Source organism: Guptibacillus sedimenti, from assembly GCF_028610665.1.
GTDB classification, from domain to species: Bacteria; Bacillota; Bacilli; order Bacillales; family Guptibacillaceae; genus Guptibacillus; species Guptibacillus sedimenti.
Window position 1 is genome coordinate 261,700 of sequence record NZ_JAQQWV010000002.1, and the last position, 16,137, is coordinate 277,836.

The following is a 16,137-nucleotide window of genomic DNA, read 5'->3' on the forward strand; positions in this document are numbered from 1 at the left end:
TGGAGCGGCTCTTTTACTTAGGTGCAGACAACCTCGATGCGTCCATATTCATCGACCCAGAGCCCAATAACGTGAGCGAACCCCCATGACCTTACAACCTGAGTGGAAGTAGCAATGTCTTTAAAATGTTGGCACTTACTCACTGGGTTCGCGGCACAGTCAAAATGACCCACAACCGCAATGACTTGAGAAGCGTGTGCAGTTAAGGACACGATGGTGTTTTCTCTTAATCCGGCAACTTCGCAGGCCGGGCCATGAGAGAGCACCCGGTCCATGCCTGGCTCTGTAATCAGGTCAATGTAATCAAGCTGGTAATGTGCTTTAAGCCACTCTGTTACTGGAATTTGTGTTCGGCCATCAATACAATTTAACGCGGTTCCGAATCGCTTTCTCATTTGACACCTTCATTTCCCGCTAACGTCCATGGCATGTACGATAGCTATGATGTAATCGAGAACCTGGATAATAAGTGGCTGGCCCGTGGTGAACACCATAGCCAGGATAATAACTTCCGTGTCCGTGATGGTACTTGAATCCAGGATGATCGCTTCCATATCCATGATGGTAACCGAATCCGGGATAGTCGCTTCCGTAGGCAGCGTAATAAAGTGGTCTTTGCAACATCGGTTCCCCCTTCAACAGTTGTACGTTAGTGTATGTAAACAGATGGAGTGGCGTATAGGCATAGAATTTCGCTACTATGATAAAATGAAACAACCATATGATAAAGGGTCGGGATGACATGGATCGTAAAATCAGCAATAAGCTTATAAAAGAAATGTGTGGGGAACGCTCTTTTAAAAAGGGGGAGTCTTATTTTTATTCCAATAAAGTGACGCTTCATCACGATCACTCGATGAGATATGAAGCGACAGTTCACGGAATGGAAGACTTTTATGTCACGGTAACGACAGAGGAAAACGGACACATTAAGGCAGAATGTAGCTGCCCATCGCTTGCAACCTTTCAAAAAGATTGTCAGCACATTGCGGCCGTGTTAATCGGCATCCGTCACGCTCAACAAAAAGAAACGGCCGTGCAGGATGAGGACAGCTTGGCAGAAGATTTCATGACGCTATTTACCAATAAATTAACTCCAGAAAGCGGTCACCAACGCTTTTTTGAAAAGCGAAAGGTGCTTGATGTGGGGTTTACATTGAAGCCTGTTTCACTTCGCGATCAGGATTTACTGGGAGTTGAAGTTGCTGTCGAACACGTGAAAGTTTCTTCGATTCGCGACTTTCTTCACGATGTACACGAGGGGAACGTCAATGAAGTCTCTCCTGACGTAATCTATCATCCGGAAAGTCACTGCTTTTCAAATGAAGCAGATGCCATTCTCCATCATTTAATCCGCGTGGCTCGTGATGAAAAAACGTTGCTTCAATCGCTCCCTTTGTGGCGTGACGATCAGCGGTCCGATACGTTACTGATTTCGCCTTCTTCATGGAGCAGTTTGATCTCATTCATCACCAGCGCTGACAAGGTCAAAATGGCACATAGAGGATCTTTGTTTGAACACGTAAGAGTAGAAAAAGGCTCGCCCCCGATTCGTTTTTTGATTGACGTATGGGATGAAAAACACTGTCGCATTACGATTAAAGGTTTTGAGCAGATGACGCTTTTACATAGCTATCAATCGCTTTTATATAAAGGAATCATCTTTCAATTAGATAGACAAGACTTTACCCGCATGGCTGAGTTAAAGAAGATGCTTCCGTCAGAAAACAATCAGATTCCAATTGCGTACGAACAAATGGATCAATTTCTTGAAAAGGTTGTTCCTGATTTGAAGCGAATGGGGCATGTGGAGCTTTCAAAAGCTTTTCGTGAAACGTATATGAAGACACCGTTAAAGGCACGACTCTATCTCGATCGATTGAAAAACCGACTACTGGCAGGGCTTGAATTTCAGTATGAAGAAGTGGTTATTCAGCCATTAGAACGGCGGGATGTCCCGGGTTCCATGATCATTCGAGATATCGAGCGTGAAGAAGAAATTCTGAACATGATGGAAGAAAGCGGGTTTTCAAAAACAGATGGCGGCTATATGATGCAAAATGAAGAACTTGAGTATAATTTTCTTCATCATACCGTTCCAAAACTACAATCAATGTTGAAGCTTTACGCGACAACAGCTGTTCGAAATCGACTCGTTCGAAAGAAGCACTATCCCAAAATAAATGTAAAGCTGAAGAAACGAGAGCGGACAAATTGGTTAGAATTCACCTTTGAAATGGACGGCATATCTGACAATCAAATTAGGGAAATATTAGCGGCATTAGAAGAAAAGCGTAAGTATTATCGCCTGCCAAATGGATCGCTTTTGTCCCTTGAAACGAAAGAAATGGAGGATATGCATGAGTTTCTAACTACGGTCCCCCCGCAGGAAAAGTTTGAGCCATATTTTTCGCTTCCCGTTAAAAAAAGCGCGAGTTTAGTGGGGACAATTGAAACGAATAGCATCTTTCTAGCAGACACATCGTTTCGTAACTTTCTAGACACGATGCGTCTTCCGAATCAAGATGAGTTTAAAGTGCCCGAATCGTTGGATCACATTTTGAGAGATTATCAAATACAGGGCTATCAATGGATGAAAACCTTAGCGAGCTACGGGTTTGGCGGAGTGTTAGCGGATGATATGGGACTTGGAAAAACGCTGCAAAGCATCACGTATATCGTGTCTGAGCTTAACGCTATTCGTGAAGAGCATAAACCGGTTCTGATCGTGTGTCCTTCCTCGCTTACGTATAATTGGTTCAATGAAATAAAGAAGTTTGCTCCGGAGCTTCAAGCGCAGATTATTGATGGCAATCAATCAACGCGAGACAAGCTTCAGCAGACGAGCAAGGAGGTGGATGTGGTGATTACGTCTTATCCGTTACTTCGTCGCGACATCCACTGGTATGAAAAGCAAACCTTCCATACGGTCTTTTTTGATGAAGCTCAGGCGTTTAAAAACCCTTCAACGCAAACGGCCAGAACGGTTAAGAAAATCAAAGCGGATCACCGGTTTGGTTTAACTGGCACTCCGGTAGAAAATGCGATTGAAGAGCTTTGGTCGATTTATCACGTTGTCTTTCCAGAGCTTTTTAAAGGGATCAAAGCCTACAGCAATTTAACAAAGAAAACGATCGCAAGGAGAGTACAACCCTTTTTATTAAGAAGAATGAAAGAAGATGTCCTGGCAGAATTACCAGAAAAGCTTGAATCACTTGAATTAACCGAGCTATTGCCTGAACAGAAGAAGCTGTACGCAGCATACCTTGCAAAGCTAAGAACCGATACGTTGAAACATCTCGATCGAGACACGATTCGTAAAAATCGAATTAAAATTCTAGCTGGGTTAACGCGTCTGCGCCAGATTTGCTGTCATCCATCCCTATTTGTGGATGGCTACAAAGGGAGTTCGGCTAAATTCGAGCAGCTACTTCAGATTATCGAGGATTCGAGACGATCCGGGAGAAGGATGCTGATTTTCTCTCAATTTACAAAAATGCTTCAGTTGATCGGAAGAGAGCTTGCAGCAAGAGGACAAAGCTTTTTCTACCTGGATGGCGAGACGCCTGCTGAAGAAAGAGTGGAGACGTGCGATCGATTTAACGATGGCGAACGCGATGTATTTCTGATTTCTTTAAAAGCTGGGGGAACAGGTTTGAATTTAACCGGAGCGGATACGGTCGTTCTTTATGATCTCTGGTGGAATCCCGCTGTTGAAGAACAAGCGGCAGACCGAACGCATCGGATTGGCCAAGATAAGGTGGTCAACGTCGTTAAACTTGTCGCAAGGGGGACGATTGAAGAAAAGATGAATGATCTTCAGGAGAAAAAGCGTGAGCTCATTTCAGAATTAATTGATTCAGAAGAGAAAACAAAGACTTCCTTAACCGAAGAAGATATTCGTGAGATTCTAATGGATGCATAGATAAAAAGAGCCTGAAGCAAAGCCGCTTCAGGCTCTTTTGCTTTCCTTTTTCTAACACCCTTTCTTTACAAAAAACAATTTCTTCCAGAAGGTTTTGCGTTTTGAATGAGAGGGAATTGAGGTTTTAAAATGTGAGATTTGGTGGAGGTTAGAAAAATGAACGGAGTCGCCGTTGGTCACAAAATTCAGTGCAAGTCCGAATACGAAACTCTCAAAAACGTGTTGGTTGTAAAACCATCATTTATGAGAATTACAGAAATAATAAATGAAACCCAAAAGCATTATGAAAAGAGCAACATTAACATTCCGCTAGCTCTCGAGCAACACGAGGCATTTGTGAAAGTGTTAGAAGCAAATGGTGCTAACGTAAGTGAACTGCAAGCTGCATCGAGTCTTCCTGAGCAAGTTTTTACTCGTGATATTGGCTTTACGATTCACGATGAACTATTCGTTGCGACGATGAATGAACAAGTACGCCAGCCGGAAGTGAATACGGTAAAAGCGTTCCTTGACGAGAATGAAATCTCTTACCAGGAAGGTTTACCAGAATCTATTGAAGGTGGCGATGTCGTGGTGGACGGTTCCACGATTTGGGTTGGGAATAGCGGTCGAACGTCACAAGTCGCAATTCAAGAACTACAAAAGCGTTTGCCAGCTTATACCGTTGAATCATTGTCGTTAAGAGAGGATATCCTTCACCTGGATTGCGTATTTAACATTGTTAGTGAAGAGATCGCACTTGTTTATCCACCTGCTTTTACAAAAGATGATTTAAGAAAATTGGAAGCGCGATTTCAGTTAATTCACGTTACAGAGGAAGAACAGTTCTATATGGGACCGAATGTGCTTTCAATTGGAGAGGGGAAGATTGTCAGTCTTTCGCAAAACAAACGCTTGAACCGCATCTTAACGGCGCATGGGTTCCACGTTCTCCCGATTGATTTCTCTGAGATTATTAAATCTGGTGGGTCCTTTCGCTGCTGTACTCTTCCGCTTGAACGAAGCTAATCTTCTAGCGGGAGTCGATTTTGTCGCTAGCCAACTCATAAAAAAGGAGACGTGAGAATGTTAAAAACAGAAAGTCGCTACTTGTTAACGAAAGAAGATATTGAAACTCGTGAAGATCTTCCAAAGTGGTTGAAGGCGGAGTATGAGACCTTCAGCCAATTAGTAACAGACCCGACCTTCCCATGTTTTTTTGGTCGAACTGCTCAGCTTAAAGGTGAACTTCGCTATGCTTATATTGAACATAAGGATTGGTCGAATTTACCGGAGGCCGTTGAAAGCTTTCTAAGCTTATTCCAAAAGCCAACAAAAATCAGACACGGCTTATTCATTTTCGTAGAGCCCGAAAGCAAAGAAAAGTCCATTGATGAGTATCGATCGCAGTTCTGGGATATCCTTCAATATTTACATAATCACGATCGATTTCCTTGGCCGAGCGATGCACCGAAAGATCCAGAGCACTACTTATGGGACTTTCACTTTGCTGGAGAGCCGATCTTTACCTTTGGCAATGCGCCAGCTTACAAGCAGCGTAAAACAAGAAACCTTGGCAATAGCTTGATTCTCGGATTTCAACCTCGAGCCATTTTCCAGGGGTTGGAAGGTACTGAAAAAGGCGGCATTATGTCACGTGAAAAAGTTCGCGCTCGTGTGGAGGCATGGGACCAGCTTCCGAAGCACCCGGATATTAGTCATTTCGGCGACCCCGATCACAATGAATGGAAACAGTCGTTTATCGGTGACGACGTGACGCCAATTGAAGGGAAGTGTCCTTTCTTTCATAAAGGTTCTTAAAGAATAAACAATTATACAGTAAACGCCGATCAGCCTGAGTAGGGAGAGTTCCTGCTCAGGTTATTTGCGTAAAGGTGCGTGAACAGATTGTGGAATAATATGTTAAAATGTAACGTAATATCAATGCAAAGATTCTCCTACCTGTAAGGTGAACCAAGTTTGGGTTTTTCCTGGGAGGTACTCAGATGAAGGGTCAAAAGAAAGAGAAAAAGGGTTTCTTTAAAATTCAGAATGAGTATAGACGAAAAGTACGAGAAAAAGGGGAACAGCCTTCTCCAACTTCTGAATTAAAAAGCATCGTGCTGATCCTTTTCACTTTGATCTTAATGAAGTGGTTGTATATGTTTATTTGATCTTCATAAATGGATAAGGAGAATGCCGCAGAGGAGGCGTTTTTATTGAACAGCATAATGAAAGGGTTACCAAATCTAGAAACGGAACATTTTCATCTACGGAAAATAAATATGGATGATATCCCAGCTATTTTTGATTATGGTTCGAATCCGAACGTTTCGAAACAGGTAAGCTGGGAAACACATCAGACGGTAGCGGACACAAGGGTGTTTGTGGATATGATTGTAGAAGGATATGAACAAGGAACGAAAGCGCTGTGGGGAATGGAGTTAAAATCAACCGGAAAGCTTGTTGGAACAATTGATTTTGTTGCGATTCAAGAACGTCATCGAAACGCGGAAATCGGCTATGTGCTTTCAGAGGAATGCTGGGGAAAAGGGTATATGACGGAAGTGGCCAGGAGAATCATTACCTATGGATTTGAAGAACTTCAGTTAGAACGCATTCAAGCCAGGTGTTTCAATGAAAACGAAGGTTCTGCGCAAGTGATGGAAAAGGTCGGCATGTCATTTGAAGGAACCATGAGAAACGCGATGTTTGCCAAGGGGAAGTTTCATGATTTAAAAATGTTCGCGATTGTTTCGGAAGATTACTTGAAATCTTGTCCTATCCAAAACCAAATTTGGGAATGAAACGACCTTTTTCTAGGTCGTTTTATTTTGTTGACGAATCATTAAAATTAGATTACTATCTAATTAGTTATTTATCTAATTAGATGGGAGGTGGAACAGAGTGCAGTTAAACAGATTAGTCAATTTTCATAAAACACTAGGTGATCCAACTCGTATAAGAATTCTTTCCTTACTAGCGACAGGTCCTCTCCATGGACAAGCCATCGCTGGCAAGTTGGGATTAAAAGCACCTACGATCACGCATCACATGACGAAATTAAGAGATACTGGCATTGTGTATCAGCGTAGAGATAAGAATACAATCTACTATTATATTGACGAGAAAAAATTCCGCTCTTATTCTGAAGCATTACCGAAGATGCTCTACCAGCCTGAACAAGACAAGGAGGACGATGCATTGAAAGCGCAAGCTGTCGTTAATAATTTTATCGAAGCAGATGGAACGTTAAAGCACCTCCCTTCTCAACGAAAGAAAAAGATCATCATTCTGAAGCACTTGATAAATGGATTAGAACGAGGGAAAAAGTATCCGGAGAAAGAAATAAATGAGTATATCAAACGGTTCCATCCTGACTTTGCGACAATTCGTCGCGAGTTTATTATCAACCATTTTATGTACCGAGAGAATAACATCTACGAACTAAATCCAGAAGAAATGTGGGCAACGATCGACTAAAAGCGCAATCGCAGATTGTGCTTTTTTCTTTGGGTTAGGAAATAAAAAGGAAATAAATAATTGAAATATTCTTCTTGTTTTGAAATAATTGGTAATGCCTAAGGTGGTAGCTCATACATACGATTTTTTCATTAAAATGGAGGATTTATCAGATGAAATTGCAAACGAAGTTATCCATGATTTTGCTAACCTTTGCTCTGTCCGCTTGTGGAAATTCAACTAATGAGTCTAGTGCTCAATCGAACAACCAGCTCTCAAGTAACACATCTCCTCAACTGACAGAAGAGGATGATTCAGCTGAAGAAGTCGGAGAAGATACGAGTGCTGACGATCTAGACGTAAATAAGCAAGAGGATGCATCAGCTCGTACAACGGAAGATTCAACGAATGGAGAGAAGGAAAATTCCGATCAACTTAATGTTGAAAACCAGGAAAATCAAAAAGAAAAATACTTCAAGAAACTAAATAGCATGTATGAATCGGATCGAAATGTAGAAGTGAAAGAAACGATTGTAGAAATGGAAGAACAAGAGGCGGAAAGGTATCAAAATTGGGATAAGATGTTGAACGAAATATATGGAGTGCTTCAGGCACAGCTTCCTTCGGATGAGATGGATCAATTAAGAGAAGAACAACGAAACTGGGTAGACCATAGGGATGAAGCTGCCAAAAAAGCCTCACTTAAATACGAAGGGGGTTCCACCGAATCATTAGAATATGTCGCAACGCAAGCGAGTCTTACACGAGAAAGATGCTATGCGTTAGTTGCTAAGTATATGAACTGATGGTTAGGTTATCGTTTTTGTCTGTGTGATGCTACATAAATACACTAGTGCATCTGCTAAGACGCAAATGAAGGAAAAGGTGAGTGATTTTGTGGCACCAAAAGTGAGAGACATCATGATTTATAGAAGGATTTCACTTGTCTTTTTATTTATCTCCATGCCTTTAAACATCCTTGGAAGTTTTGTCGGGGGATGGTGGGTGACTTTGTTTGGTCTCTCGCTTTTAAGCCTCTTTTTTATCACGACTTTTCTTTTTTGGAGATGTCCGGTGTGCAGAAAGAGATTGCCGTTACGATTTGACAACGATAAAGATCTAAATGACATTTATCGTTGCCCATATTGTCAGACAAGGTTTTTAAATGGAGAAATCATAGAATAGGAGAAATGCTTGGATTCAGCTTTTTTGGAGTAAATTAAAATCTCTAAATCCTCTAAATAGAATTAGAGCTATCCATACGCTTCTATATATAAACACTAATTAATTATTGAGCATGCCGTTGTCTGTTTCGTTTGAATATTCCGTAATAACGAAACCTTTAGCGATAGAAAGACGTAGAATGAACTAGTGAAGGCGGGATATTTTTGAAAAAGGTAATCGCTAAGGCAATCGTAGCATCTCTTATAATCGGTCTAATCGTATGGGCAGCAAGCGCATTCTTTTCTTTCTCGTATTTTGAATGGAGTTTTCTCATTGGAATTGGCTTATCAGTGATCCTTTATTTTTTCAATAGTAGTGGAGGGATTCTATCAGATGCAACAAATTTCGAAGCGAGTCAAGCAGGGTGGAAAATTCAAAGAGATAGCGAAATGAAAGTGAATGTTGGAGCTGTGTTTTATGGTTCCTTACTGTATACACTGATAAGTTTAATTTTGACAATTGTTGCTTTCTATTAAGCGGATATTTAAGGAGTGAGAGATCGTTGCGTAAACAGATAAATAGTAGCATGCCGGTCAGACAGGAAAGCGATGAAATATACCTGGATGTGTTTCGTGACATTATTGAGATCATGCATCATGATTATGCAGGTTATGAGGATAAAGCTGAGTGGGATCAACCGGAATTTTACTTAGATCAGATCCATGAGATGGACGATCGAAAATTTGTTGACCTCGTGCAAAGCTATTTGTTGGATTTTAACGATTTACATACAGGGTTTACGGATCTTCTTAATACGAAAAAGGATATCGGGTTTACGGTAAGACGGTTTGAAAACAGGCTCTATGTCACATCCTCATCAAACGAGAAGCGAATCAATACTGGTGATCAGATCGTGGCATTAGATGGAATTGGCATTGCACAAATAGCAAAGAAATATGCAAAGGAGCTTCGAACAACTATTCAAGAAAGACAAAAATGGGAACCAATATTACTACGCTTTGCAAAAGCAGAAATTGAAACGAAACAAGGTGATCAGGCTTCTTTAGCATTAAGGTCATACGAGCCGATTCCTTATAAAGCGGAATATAGCATTCAAGAATTACAGAAAGATCTTCTTTATATGAAAATAACTGATTTTATGAATCATGATGCGATTGGGCAATTGATTCGTCATAACGAAGATAAACTATCAACCTATCCATTCTTAATTATTGACGTGCGATTAAATAGAGGGGGAAGTGATCTTGCTTATTTTGAATTGTTGCCTTATTTATTTAATGGAGGAAAAGTAGATCTTCGTGATTTTTTAAATGAAACAGCTTTAACTAATTGTACCGAAAGAAATGTTAAGTTACGAATTCAAATGCTTGAAGAGGCATTGGCTTCAATCCAGGATGAAGAAACCCGGCATCAAATTAAGATGATAATAAGAGAATTAGATCATCATCGAGGAGAAGGATTTGTTGAACTGAACTTATCAGAATTAGAAGAGGATCTTGTCTTTGAAACCAAAGCAGGCCCTGAAAAGGTTATTATTCTATCCGATGTATTCTGTGGAAGCTCTGGGGATTCTTTCGTCGAAACGTGTAAGCATTCTTCCAAGGTAACGGTGTTAGGTAGACCGACGTTAGGAATGAATGACTACGCAAATGTCGCTTTCAAAGAGTGGAATAATCGTTTTCAACTGATGTATCCGACGTCAAAGTCATCTCGTGTAGATCAAGGAAAAGGGATGAGTGAAAAAGGAATACAACCCGACAAATATGTGAGGTGGACCCCTTCCCATTTAAAAGAAGATGTTGACTTGATCATGGCTGTACGGGAGCTATATAAGGAAAAGTAATGAAGCTCACCAGATGGCGAATGTTTACGATGTAAGAGAATACAATAAACAGCCCTCTATAGAAATACAGCGCATAAAGGAGGATGGAAAATGAAACGCCTTATTGTTCTATTGGGAGTTGCGTTGGTTATGGTGGCTTGTTCGAACCAAGAAAGCAGTGGAGCGATAAGCGAAACTTCTTTAGAGATTGAACCTGCTGAGTTATCCGAGCGAGAGCAAATGATTGTGAATCAAACAGGTGTTGATTATCAAACGTTTTATACGATAACAGGTGAAGTAAATAAAGGAGAGATGTTGAAGGCTTCCATTGATGTATATGAAAATGGAAACAAACGAAACATTCTTTCCTCGGTATCAAAACCTGGAGAATTTAATGAGGCACTTCACTCGTTTCAGCTCTTAATGGAAGAAGAGAAAGCCTTTCTTACACTTGGAGAACCGAATGGATATGCCCGAGGAACCGAATTTCTTCCAGATGATCTTGGCAGCTTCAGCTTTGTGAATATAGAAGACAAAGTGACTATGAAGAAAGGGGAACCTGTTTACTTGTCTTACCTAATCGGAACAAGTCAAAATGAACTATCGATCGAGAGCAATGAAAATAAATCAACCTTACCGAAATCAGTGGAAGAGGCGGAATATGCCGTTGTTTTTAAGTTGGAAGTAACGAAGGATAACGAGCAATAGTCACTGCGCGAATCGGCAAAAAGATAGGAGATGAGGACACTTTATGAGTAAAGGATTATTGCATTCGGAAGGGTTAATTGTTTTCATTGGCTCTTTATATTTCTACGCGTCAATCGATGCAAGTTGGTGGTTGTTCATTCTTTGTTTATTCCTCCCTGACCTCTTTATGTTAGGATACCTGGTGAACAATAGTATTGGTGCTCTCGTTTACAATATTGGCCACACCTACCTCATTCCGCTTCTTCTTCTCATCCTAAGTGTGAGTTTGAAGCTAGATTTACCTCTCGCACTCAGCCTCATCTGGATCGCGCATATCGGAATGGATCGAACTGTAGGCTATGGCTTAAAGTACCCATCTCAATTTAAAGAGACGCATCTACAAAAAGTCTAATGATTAACTAAGGAGGAGAGACTCATCATGCAAGCCGTCATTTTTGATATGGATGGAACGCTTTTTCAAACAAATAAAATTCTTGCCGTATCTTTAGAGGATACGTTCCAATATTTAAGGTCAATCAACCAATGGGATGGGAAAACCCCCATTGATCAATACCGTGAGATCATGGGCGTCCCATTACCAAAAGTATGGGAAGCTTTGTTGCCCGATCATTCGATAGAAGTAAGAGAACAAACAGATGAGTATTTTTTGAAACGGTTGATGGAGAACATCAAGGAAGGGAAAGGCGAACTGTATCCGAATGTGAAGGAAGTTTTTACTTCGCTTAAAGAAAGTCAGTGCTCCATATACATAGCGAGTAATGGTCTAACGGATTATTTAAATGCCATTGTTCATCACTACGAGTTAGATCGTTGGGTGACGGAAACGTTTAGCATCCAACACGTGAACTCTTTGAATAAATCGGATTTAGTTCAAAAGATTGCAGAGAAATATGAGCTAACGGAAGCGGCCGTTGTAGGGGATCGCTTATCCGATATAAACGCAGCCAAAGAAAATGGATTCGTTTCCATCGGCTGTCATTTTGATTTTGCAAAAGAAGAGGAACTCGCTCAGGCAGACCGAGTGATTCATGATTTAAACGAACTAACAATGGTATTGACCGAATTAAATTTAGCAGAGGTTTAGAAGAATCATTTTATGAACGGTATTTTTTAAAAAAGAATGTAAACGATTGTATTTTATTTAACTTGAGATATAATAAAGATAATAATTAACATTTTGTTAAATAAAAAATAAATAAAAGCATATTATGTATGTAAAGGGGGAAAACCATGTCAAATCAAGAAGCGCTTGATCAATACGATGTTAAAAAGTATCGCACTCCAGATGGTTATACTTCTGATATCGCAGTTTTCACAATCGTTTCAGAAAAGAACGCCGATTATAAACCATCCAAGATGACGCTAAAACTTATGTTGATCAAACGAGCGAAACAGAATAACGAAAAACAGGTCAATATCGAAGCTGACAAGTGGGCTCTACCTGGTGGTTTCGTTCAAGATGATGAAACAGCATTTGAAGCTGCAGGTCGAGAACTATTTGAAGAAACGGGTGTATCCAAAATACATCTAAAACATTTCGGTATTTATGATAAGCCAGGTAGAGATCCTCGCGGTTGGATTATCTCAAATGCCCATTATGCCATTGTCTCCTCTCAACAACTCGCTAAAAGAAGAGCTGATGACGATGCAGCGGAAGTAGCGTTGTTTTCGATGGATGAAGTTTACAACCTTAACCTTGCTTTTGATCACAGGCAAATTATCAAAGAGGCTTTTGCAGTCATTAAGCAGGATCTTCTTCTGACGACAGTTGCTAAAAACTTTTTGCCAGAACAATTTACTTATTCTGAATTACAATCTGTCCTTTTGACTGTTGCGGACGATTCGGCTATTTCAAGCGATGCAGGTTTTGCTAGAAAAATTAAGTCCCTTCCCTTCATTGAGGTTGTTGAGGGTAAAAAGACACAGAGAACATCAAAAATTCCGACTCAGTTGTACCGATTTGTTCATACGGATGCTGATATCATCAAACCGATCTACACAGCAAGATATTAATTTTTTTAGATTTAATAATAAACAATATGTTAAATGTTAATTAAATTAGGAGGTTTTTGTTGTGAGTAAAAAAGCATTGATTAATATTGATTATACGAATGATTTTGTTTCTGAAAAGGGTGCTTTGACGTGTGGTAAACCCGCTCAACAAATTGAAGAGAACATTTTATCCGTAACCAAACAGTTCATTGATGACGGTGATTATGTAGTTTTTGCAGTCGATATCCATCATAAAAATGATCGCTATCATCCAGAAACCAATCTCTTCCCTGCTCACAACTTATCTGGTAGCAATGGCAGAAACTTATATGGCGAGTTGAATCGACTATACGAAGATAACTATTTTCTCCAGGACGTTTATTGGATGGACAAAACACGCTACTCTGCTTTTGGGGGCACAGATCTTGAATTAAAGTTACGAGAACGGGGAATATCAGAATTACACCTAGTAGGGGTATGTACAGACATATGTGTTCTCCATACTGCTGTTGATGCTTACAACAAGGGGTTTAAGATCGTTGTTCACAAAGATGCAGTGGCTAGCTTCAATCAAATTGGGCACGAGTGGGCTCTTGGTCACTTTAAAGCTTGTTTAGGAGCTTATGTTATTTAAGTTCCCGCTCTGTACGTCTTATTGAATATAGCCTTCCTATCAAACGGATAAAAGGAGAATCAACTAATTGTTTTCCATACTCTTTTTACACTTATAAATTTCTAGGAGGAATCCACTATGACGAATACGTATGTTGACGATAGCTTTGCTCTACACACTGATCTTTATCAAATCAATATGGCAGAATCCTACTGGAGAGATAACTTTCATAACAGAAAAGCTGTTTTTGAAGTGTTTTTCAGGAAACTCCCATTTGGAAGTGGCTATGCCCTCTTCGCTGGTCTTGAACGAATTATTGAATACTTAAAAGAGTTTCGTTTCTCCGAAAGTGATTTGGCGTATCTTCGGGATCAGGGCTACAAAGAAGACTTTCTTAAATACTTGAGTACAGTCCGTTTTACAGGAACCATTCAATCAATGAAAGAAGGTGAAGTTGTTTTTGGCAACGAACCTATCATTCGCATTGAAGCGCCATTATTGGAAGCGCAGCTAATTGAGACACCTCTACTTTCAATCGTAAATTATCACACATTGATTGCAACGAAAGCTTCCCGAATCGTTCAAGCGATTGGTGATGGTACAGCAATGGAATTCGGATCTAGAAGAAGCCAGGAATTTGATGCTGGGATATATGGAACAAGAGCCGCTTATATCGCAGGGTTCTCCGCTACTTCCAACGTAAGAGCAGGTAAGAAATTCGGGATACCGATCGCTGGAACTCACGCTCACTCACTTGTTCAAGCCTATCGCGATGAATACACCGCATTTAAGAAGTATGCAACTACTCATCGAGAGTGCACTTTCTTAGTTGATACGTATGACACATTAAAGTCAGGTGTTCCAAATGCGATTAGAGTTGCGGACGAAGAGGGGGACAACATTCACTTCAAAGCCATTCGCCTTGATAGCGGTGACCTCTCCTTCCTATCAAAAGAGGCAAGAAAGAAACTGGATCAAGCAGGATACAAAAATACGAAGATCGCAGCCTCAAATGATTTGGATGAATATACGATTACGGATTTGAAGTCCCAAGGAGCTAAAATTGATATTTGGGGAGTTGGTACGAAGGTGATTACAGGTTTCGATCAACCAGCTCTTGGTGCAGTATACAAACTCGTTTCAATAGAAGATGAAAATGGCCAGATGGCAGATACGATTAAAATTAGTGCTAATCCAGAAAAAGTTTCTACTCCAGGCTTGAAAAAAGTCTATCGTATCATTAATAAATCCAACGGAAAATCAGAAGGAGATTACATTGCGTTAGCACACGAAAAACCTCAAGAAGAAGAACGATTAAAAATGTTCCACCCCGTCCACACGTATATAAGTAAATTTGTCACTAACTTTGAAGCGAGAGATCTTCACCATACGATCTTTCAAGATGGTGAACTTGTGTATAAGTGCCCTCCGCTTCAAGATGTGCAAGCATTTGTTAAGGACAATTTAAACCTCTTGTGGGATGAATACAAACGGTTGAAAATGCCCGAAGAGTACCCAGTTGATTTAAGCCAATCTTGTTGGGATAACAAAATGAACAAGATCCAACAAATTAAAGAAACGGTTTCACTCTAGCTGTGGCGCCTCTCTACATGTTATGCCGCTAAATATTTTGGCGAAAAACCTGTTCTATAAGGGTATTAGTATCTTTCAGAAGTTTCTTTTTTATATGTTCTTGCATAAAAAAACGACCCACCTTGGTCCGCATTTACAAGAGGCGTGGTGGGTCCTGTTAAGATGATACGCATTAATGGTGCGAAAAAAATTTGGAGGGGTATTTTATATGGCGAAAATCGGTATCTATGGATCTTCTTTCGATCCAATTACAAATGTCCATTTATGGACTGCGAACACGATTGCAAATAGATGCAAACTTGATAAGGTTGTTTTCTTGCCCTGTTCAAATAAACGTCGAGATAAAATGATCAAAACAAGCAATGAAGACCGTTGGAACCTTTTATCTTTAGCGACGAAAAACAACGAAACATTTGTTTTAAGTGATTATGAAATAAATCAAGAAGGCTGGCACCTAACAACTTATGAAACATTAAGCCACTTCAAAAAGGTTTATCCAGATGATGAAATTTACTTTATTATGGGTGCCGACTTACTTGTTGATATTGCAGAAGGCAGATGGGGTAAATCAGAAAAGTTGATTAAGGAGAATAAATTTATCGTAATGGCTCGTGATGGTATAGATATGTTAAAAGCAATTAGCAGTTCTCCACTTCTTCGCAATAATGACGATGGTACGTTTCACTTACTAGACAAAGGAATTGCTATGGAGATTAGTTCTAGCTATATCCGTGACGAACTATCTATGGGTGGTGCACCGAGGTATTTACTTCCAGATGATTGTTATGATTACATTCTTGCCAATTCATTGTATATCTTGGAGGAAAAATGATGACGATACAAAAACCAACGATGAAG

At 40.1% G+C, this 16,137-nt stretch carries 18 protein-coding genes; 16 read left to right on the forward strand and 2 right to left on the reverse strand.

Features of this window, described 5'->3' with window-relative positions:
* Positions 1-17: 17 nt before the first annotated feature.
* Together PQ578_RS09625 and PQ578_RS09630 are read right to left on the reverse strand one after the other, a co-directional pair.
* Positions 18-395, reverse strand: coding sequence for a carbonic anhydrase (locus tag PQ578_RS09625; RefSeq protein WP_273833908.1), 378 nt, complete (start codon positions 393-395; stop codon positions 18-20).
* A gap of 19 nt (positions 396-414) precedes the next feature.
* Positions 415-624, reverse strand: a complete 210-nt coding sequence (locus PQ578_RS09630) for a hypothetical protein (protein WP_273833910.1) — start codon at positions 622-624, stop codon at positions 415-417.
* A gap of 118 nt (positions 625-742) precedes the next feature.
* On the opposite strand from PQ578_RS09630, the gene PQ578_RS09635 reads away from it, so the two are divergent.
* The 16 genes from PQ578_RS09635 (at position 743) to nadD (ending at position 16,111) form a co-directional block, all read left to right on the forward strand.
* A complete protein-coding gene (locus PQ578_RS09635) occupies positions 743-3,925 on the forward strand; it encodes a DEAD/DEAH box helicase (protein WP_273833912.1) in 3,183 nt (1,060 codons plus the stop codon).
* A gap of 156 nt (positions 3,926-4,081) precedes the next feature.
* Positions 4,082-4,933 (forward strand): dimethylarginine dimethylaminohydrolase family protein, encoded by an 852-nt coding sequence (locus PQ578_RS09640; protein ID WP_273833914.1) that lies wholly within the window; start codon positions 4,082-4,084, stop codon positions 4,931-4,933.
* 57 nt (positions 4,934-4,990) lie between these two features.
* Positions 4,991-5,725 (forward strand): YqcI/YcgG family protein, encoded by a 735-nt coding sequence (locus PQ578_RS09645; protein WP_273833916.1) that lies wholly within the window; start codon positions 4,991-4,993, stop codon positions 5,723-5,725.
* 185 nt (positions 5,726-5,910) lie between these two features.
* A complete protein-coding gene (locus PQ578_RS09650; RefSeq protein ID WP_273833918.1) occupies positions 5,911-6,078 on the forward strand; it encodes a hypothetical protein in 168 nt (55 codons plus the stop codon).
* A 45-nt stretch (positions 6,079-6,123) separates the two neighbouring features.
* On the forward strand, positions 6,124-6,711 hold the full coding sequence (locus tag PQ578_RS09655; RefSeq protein WP_337958012.1) for a GNAT family N-acetyltransferase: 588 nt from the start codon (positions 6,124-6,126) through the stop codon (positions 6,709-6,711).
* 100 nt (positions 6,712-6,811) lie between these two features.
* Entirely contained in the window at positions 6,812-7,387 is a 576-nt protein-coding gene (locus tag PQ578_RS09660) for a DUF2087 domain-containing protein (protein ID WP_166000581.1), read from the forward strand.
* A gap of 152 nt (positions 7,388-7,539) precedes the next feature.
* Complete coding sequence (locus tag PQ578_RS09665; protein WP_273833923.1) at positions 7,540-8,172, forward strand: lysozyme inhibitor LprI family protein; 633 nt, start codon at positions 7,540-7,542, stop codon at positions 8,170-8,172.
* A gap of 582 nt (positions 8,173-8,754) precedes the next feature.
* Entirely contained in the window at positions 8,755-9,066 is a 312-nt protein-coding gene (locus PQ578_RS09670; protein ID WP_273833925.1) for a hypothetical protein, read from the forward strand.
* 26 nt (positions 9,067-9,092) lie between these two features.
* Positions 9,093-10,394 carry a S41 family peptidase gene (locus tag PQ578_RS09675; protein ID WP_273833926.1) on the forward strand — a complete coding sequence of 434 codons (1,302 nt, stop codon included), beginning with the start codon at positions 9,093-9,095 and terminating at the stop codon, positions 10,392-10,394.
* A gap of 90 nt (positions 10,395-10,484) precedes the next feature.
* Positions 10,485-11,081 carry a hypothetical protein gene (locus tag PQ578_RS09680; RefSeq protein WP_273833928.1) on the forward strand — a complete coding sequence of 199 codons (597 nt, stop codon included), beginning with the start codon at positions 10,485-10,487 and terminating at the stop codon, positions 11,079-11,081.
* Positions 11,082-11,124: 43 nt separating this feature from the next.
* Positions 11,125-11,472 (forward strand): DUF4260 domain-containing protein, encoded by a 348-nt coding sequence (locus PQ578_RS09685; RefSeq protein ID WP_273833930.1) that lies wholly within the window; start codon positions 11,125-11,127, stop codon positions 11,470-11,472.
* 24 nt (positions 11,473-11,496) lie between these two features.
* Positions 11,497-12,165 carry an HAD family hydrolase gene (locus PQ578_RS09690; RefSeq protein WP_337958023.1) on the forward strand — a complete coding sequence of 223 codons (669 nt, stop codon included), beginning with the start codon at positions 11,497-11,499 and terminating at the stop codon, positions 12,163-12,165.
* Between the two features lie 146 nt (positions 12,166-12,311).
* A complete protein-coding gene (locus PQ578_RS09695; RefSeq protein ID WP_273833934.1) occupies positions 12,312-13,094 on the forward strand; it encodes an NUDIX hydrolase in 783 nt (260 codons plus the stop codon).
* 61 nt (positions 13,095-13,155) lie between these two features.
* Positions 13,156-13,707 (forward strand): cysteine hydrolase family protein, encoded by a 552-nt coding sequence (locus PQ578_RS09700; protein WP_273833937.1) that lies wholly within the window; start codon positions 13,156-13,158, stop codon positions 13,705-13,707.
* A gap of 117 nt (positions 13,708-13,824) precedes the next feature.
* Positions 13,825-15,279, forward strand: coding sequence for a nicotinate phosphoribosyltransferase (locus PQ578_RS09705; RefSeq protein WP_273833939.1), 1,455 nt, complete (start codon positions 13,825-13,827; stop codon positions 15,277-15,279).
* Positions 15,280-15,487: 208 nt separating this feature from the next.
* On the forward strand, positions 15,488-16,111 hold the full coding sequence (nadD, locus tag PQ578_RS09710) for a nicotinate (nicotinamide) nucleotide adenylyltransferase (protein WP_273833941.1): 624 nt from the start codon (positions 15,488-15,490) through the stop codon (positions 16,109-16,111).
* Positions 16,112-16,137: the final 26 nt, after the last annotated feature.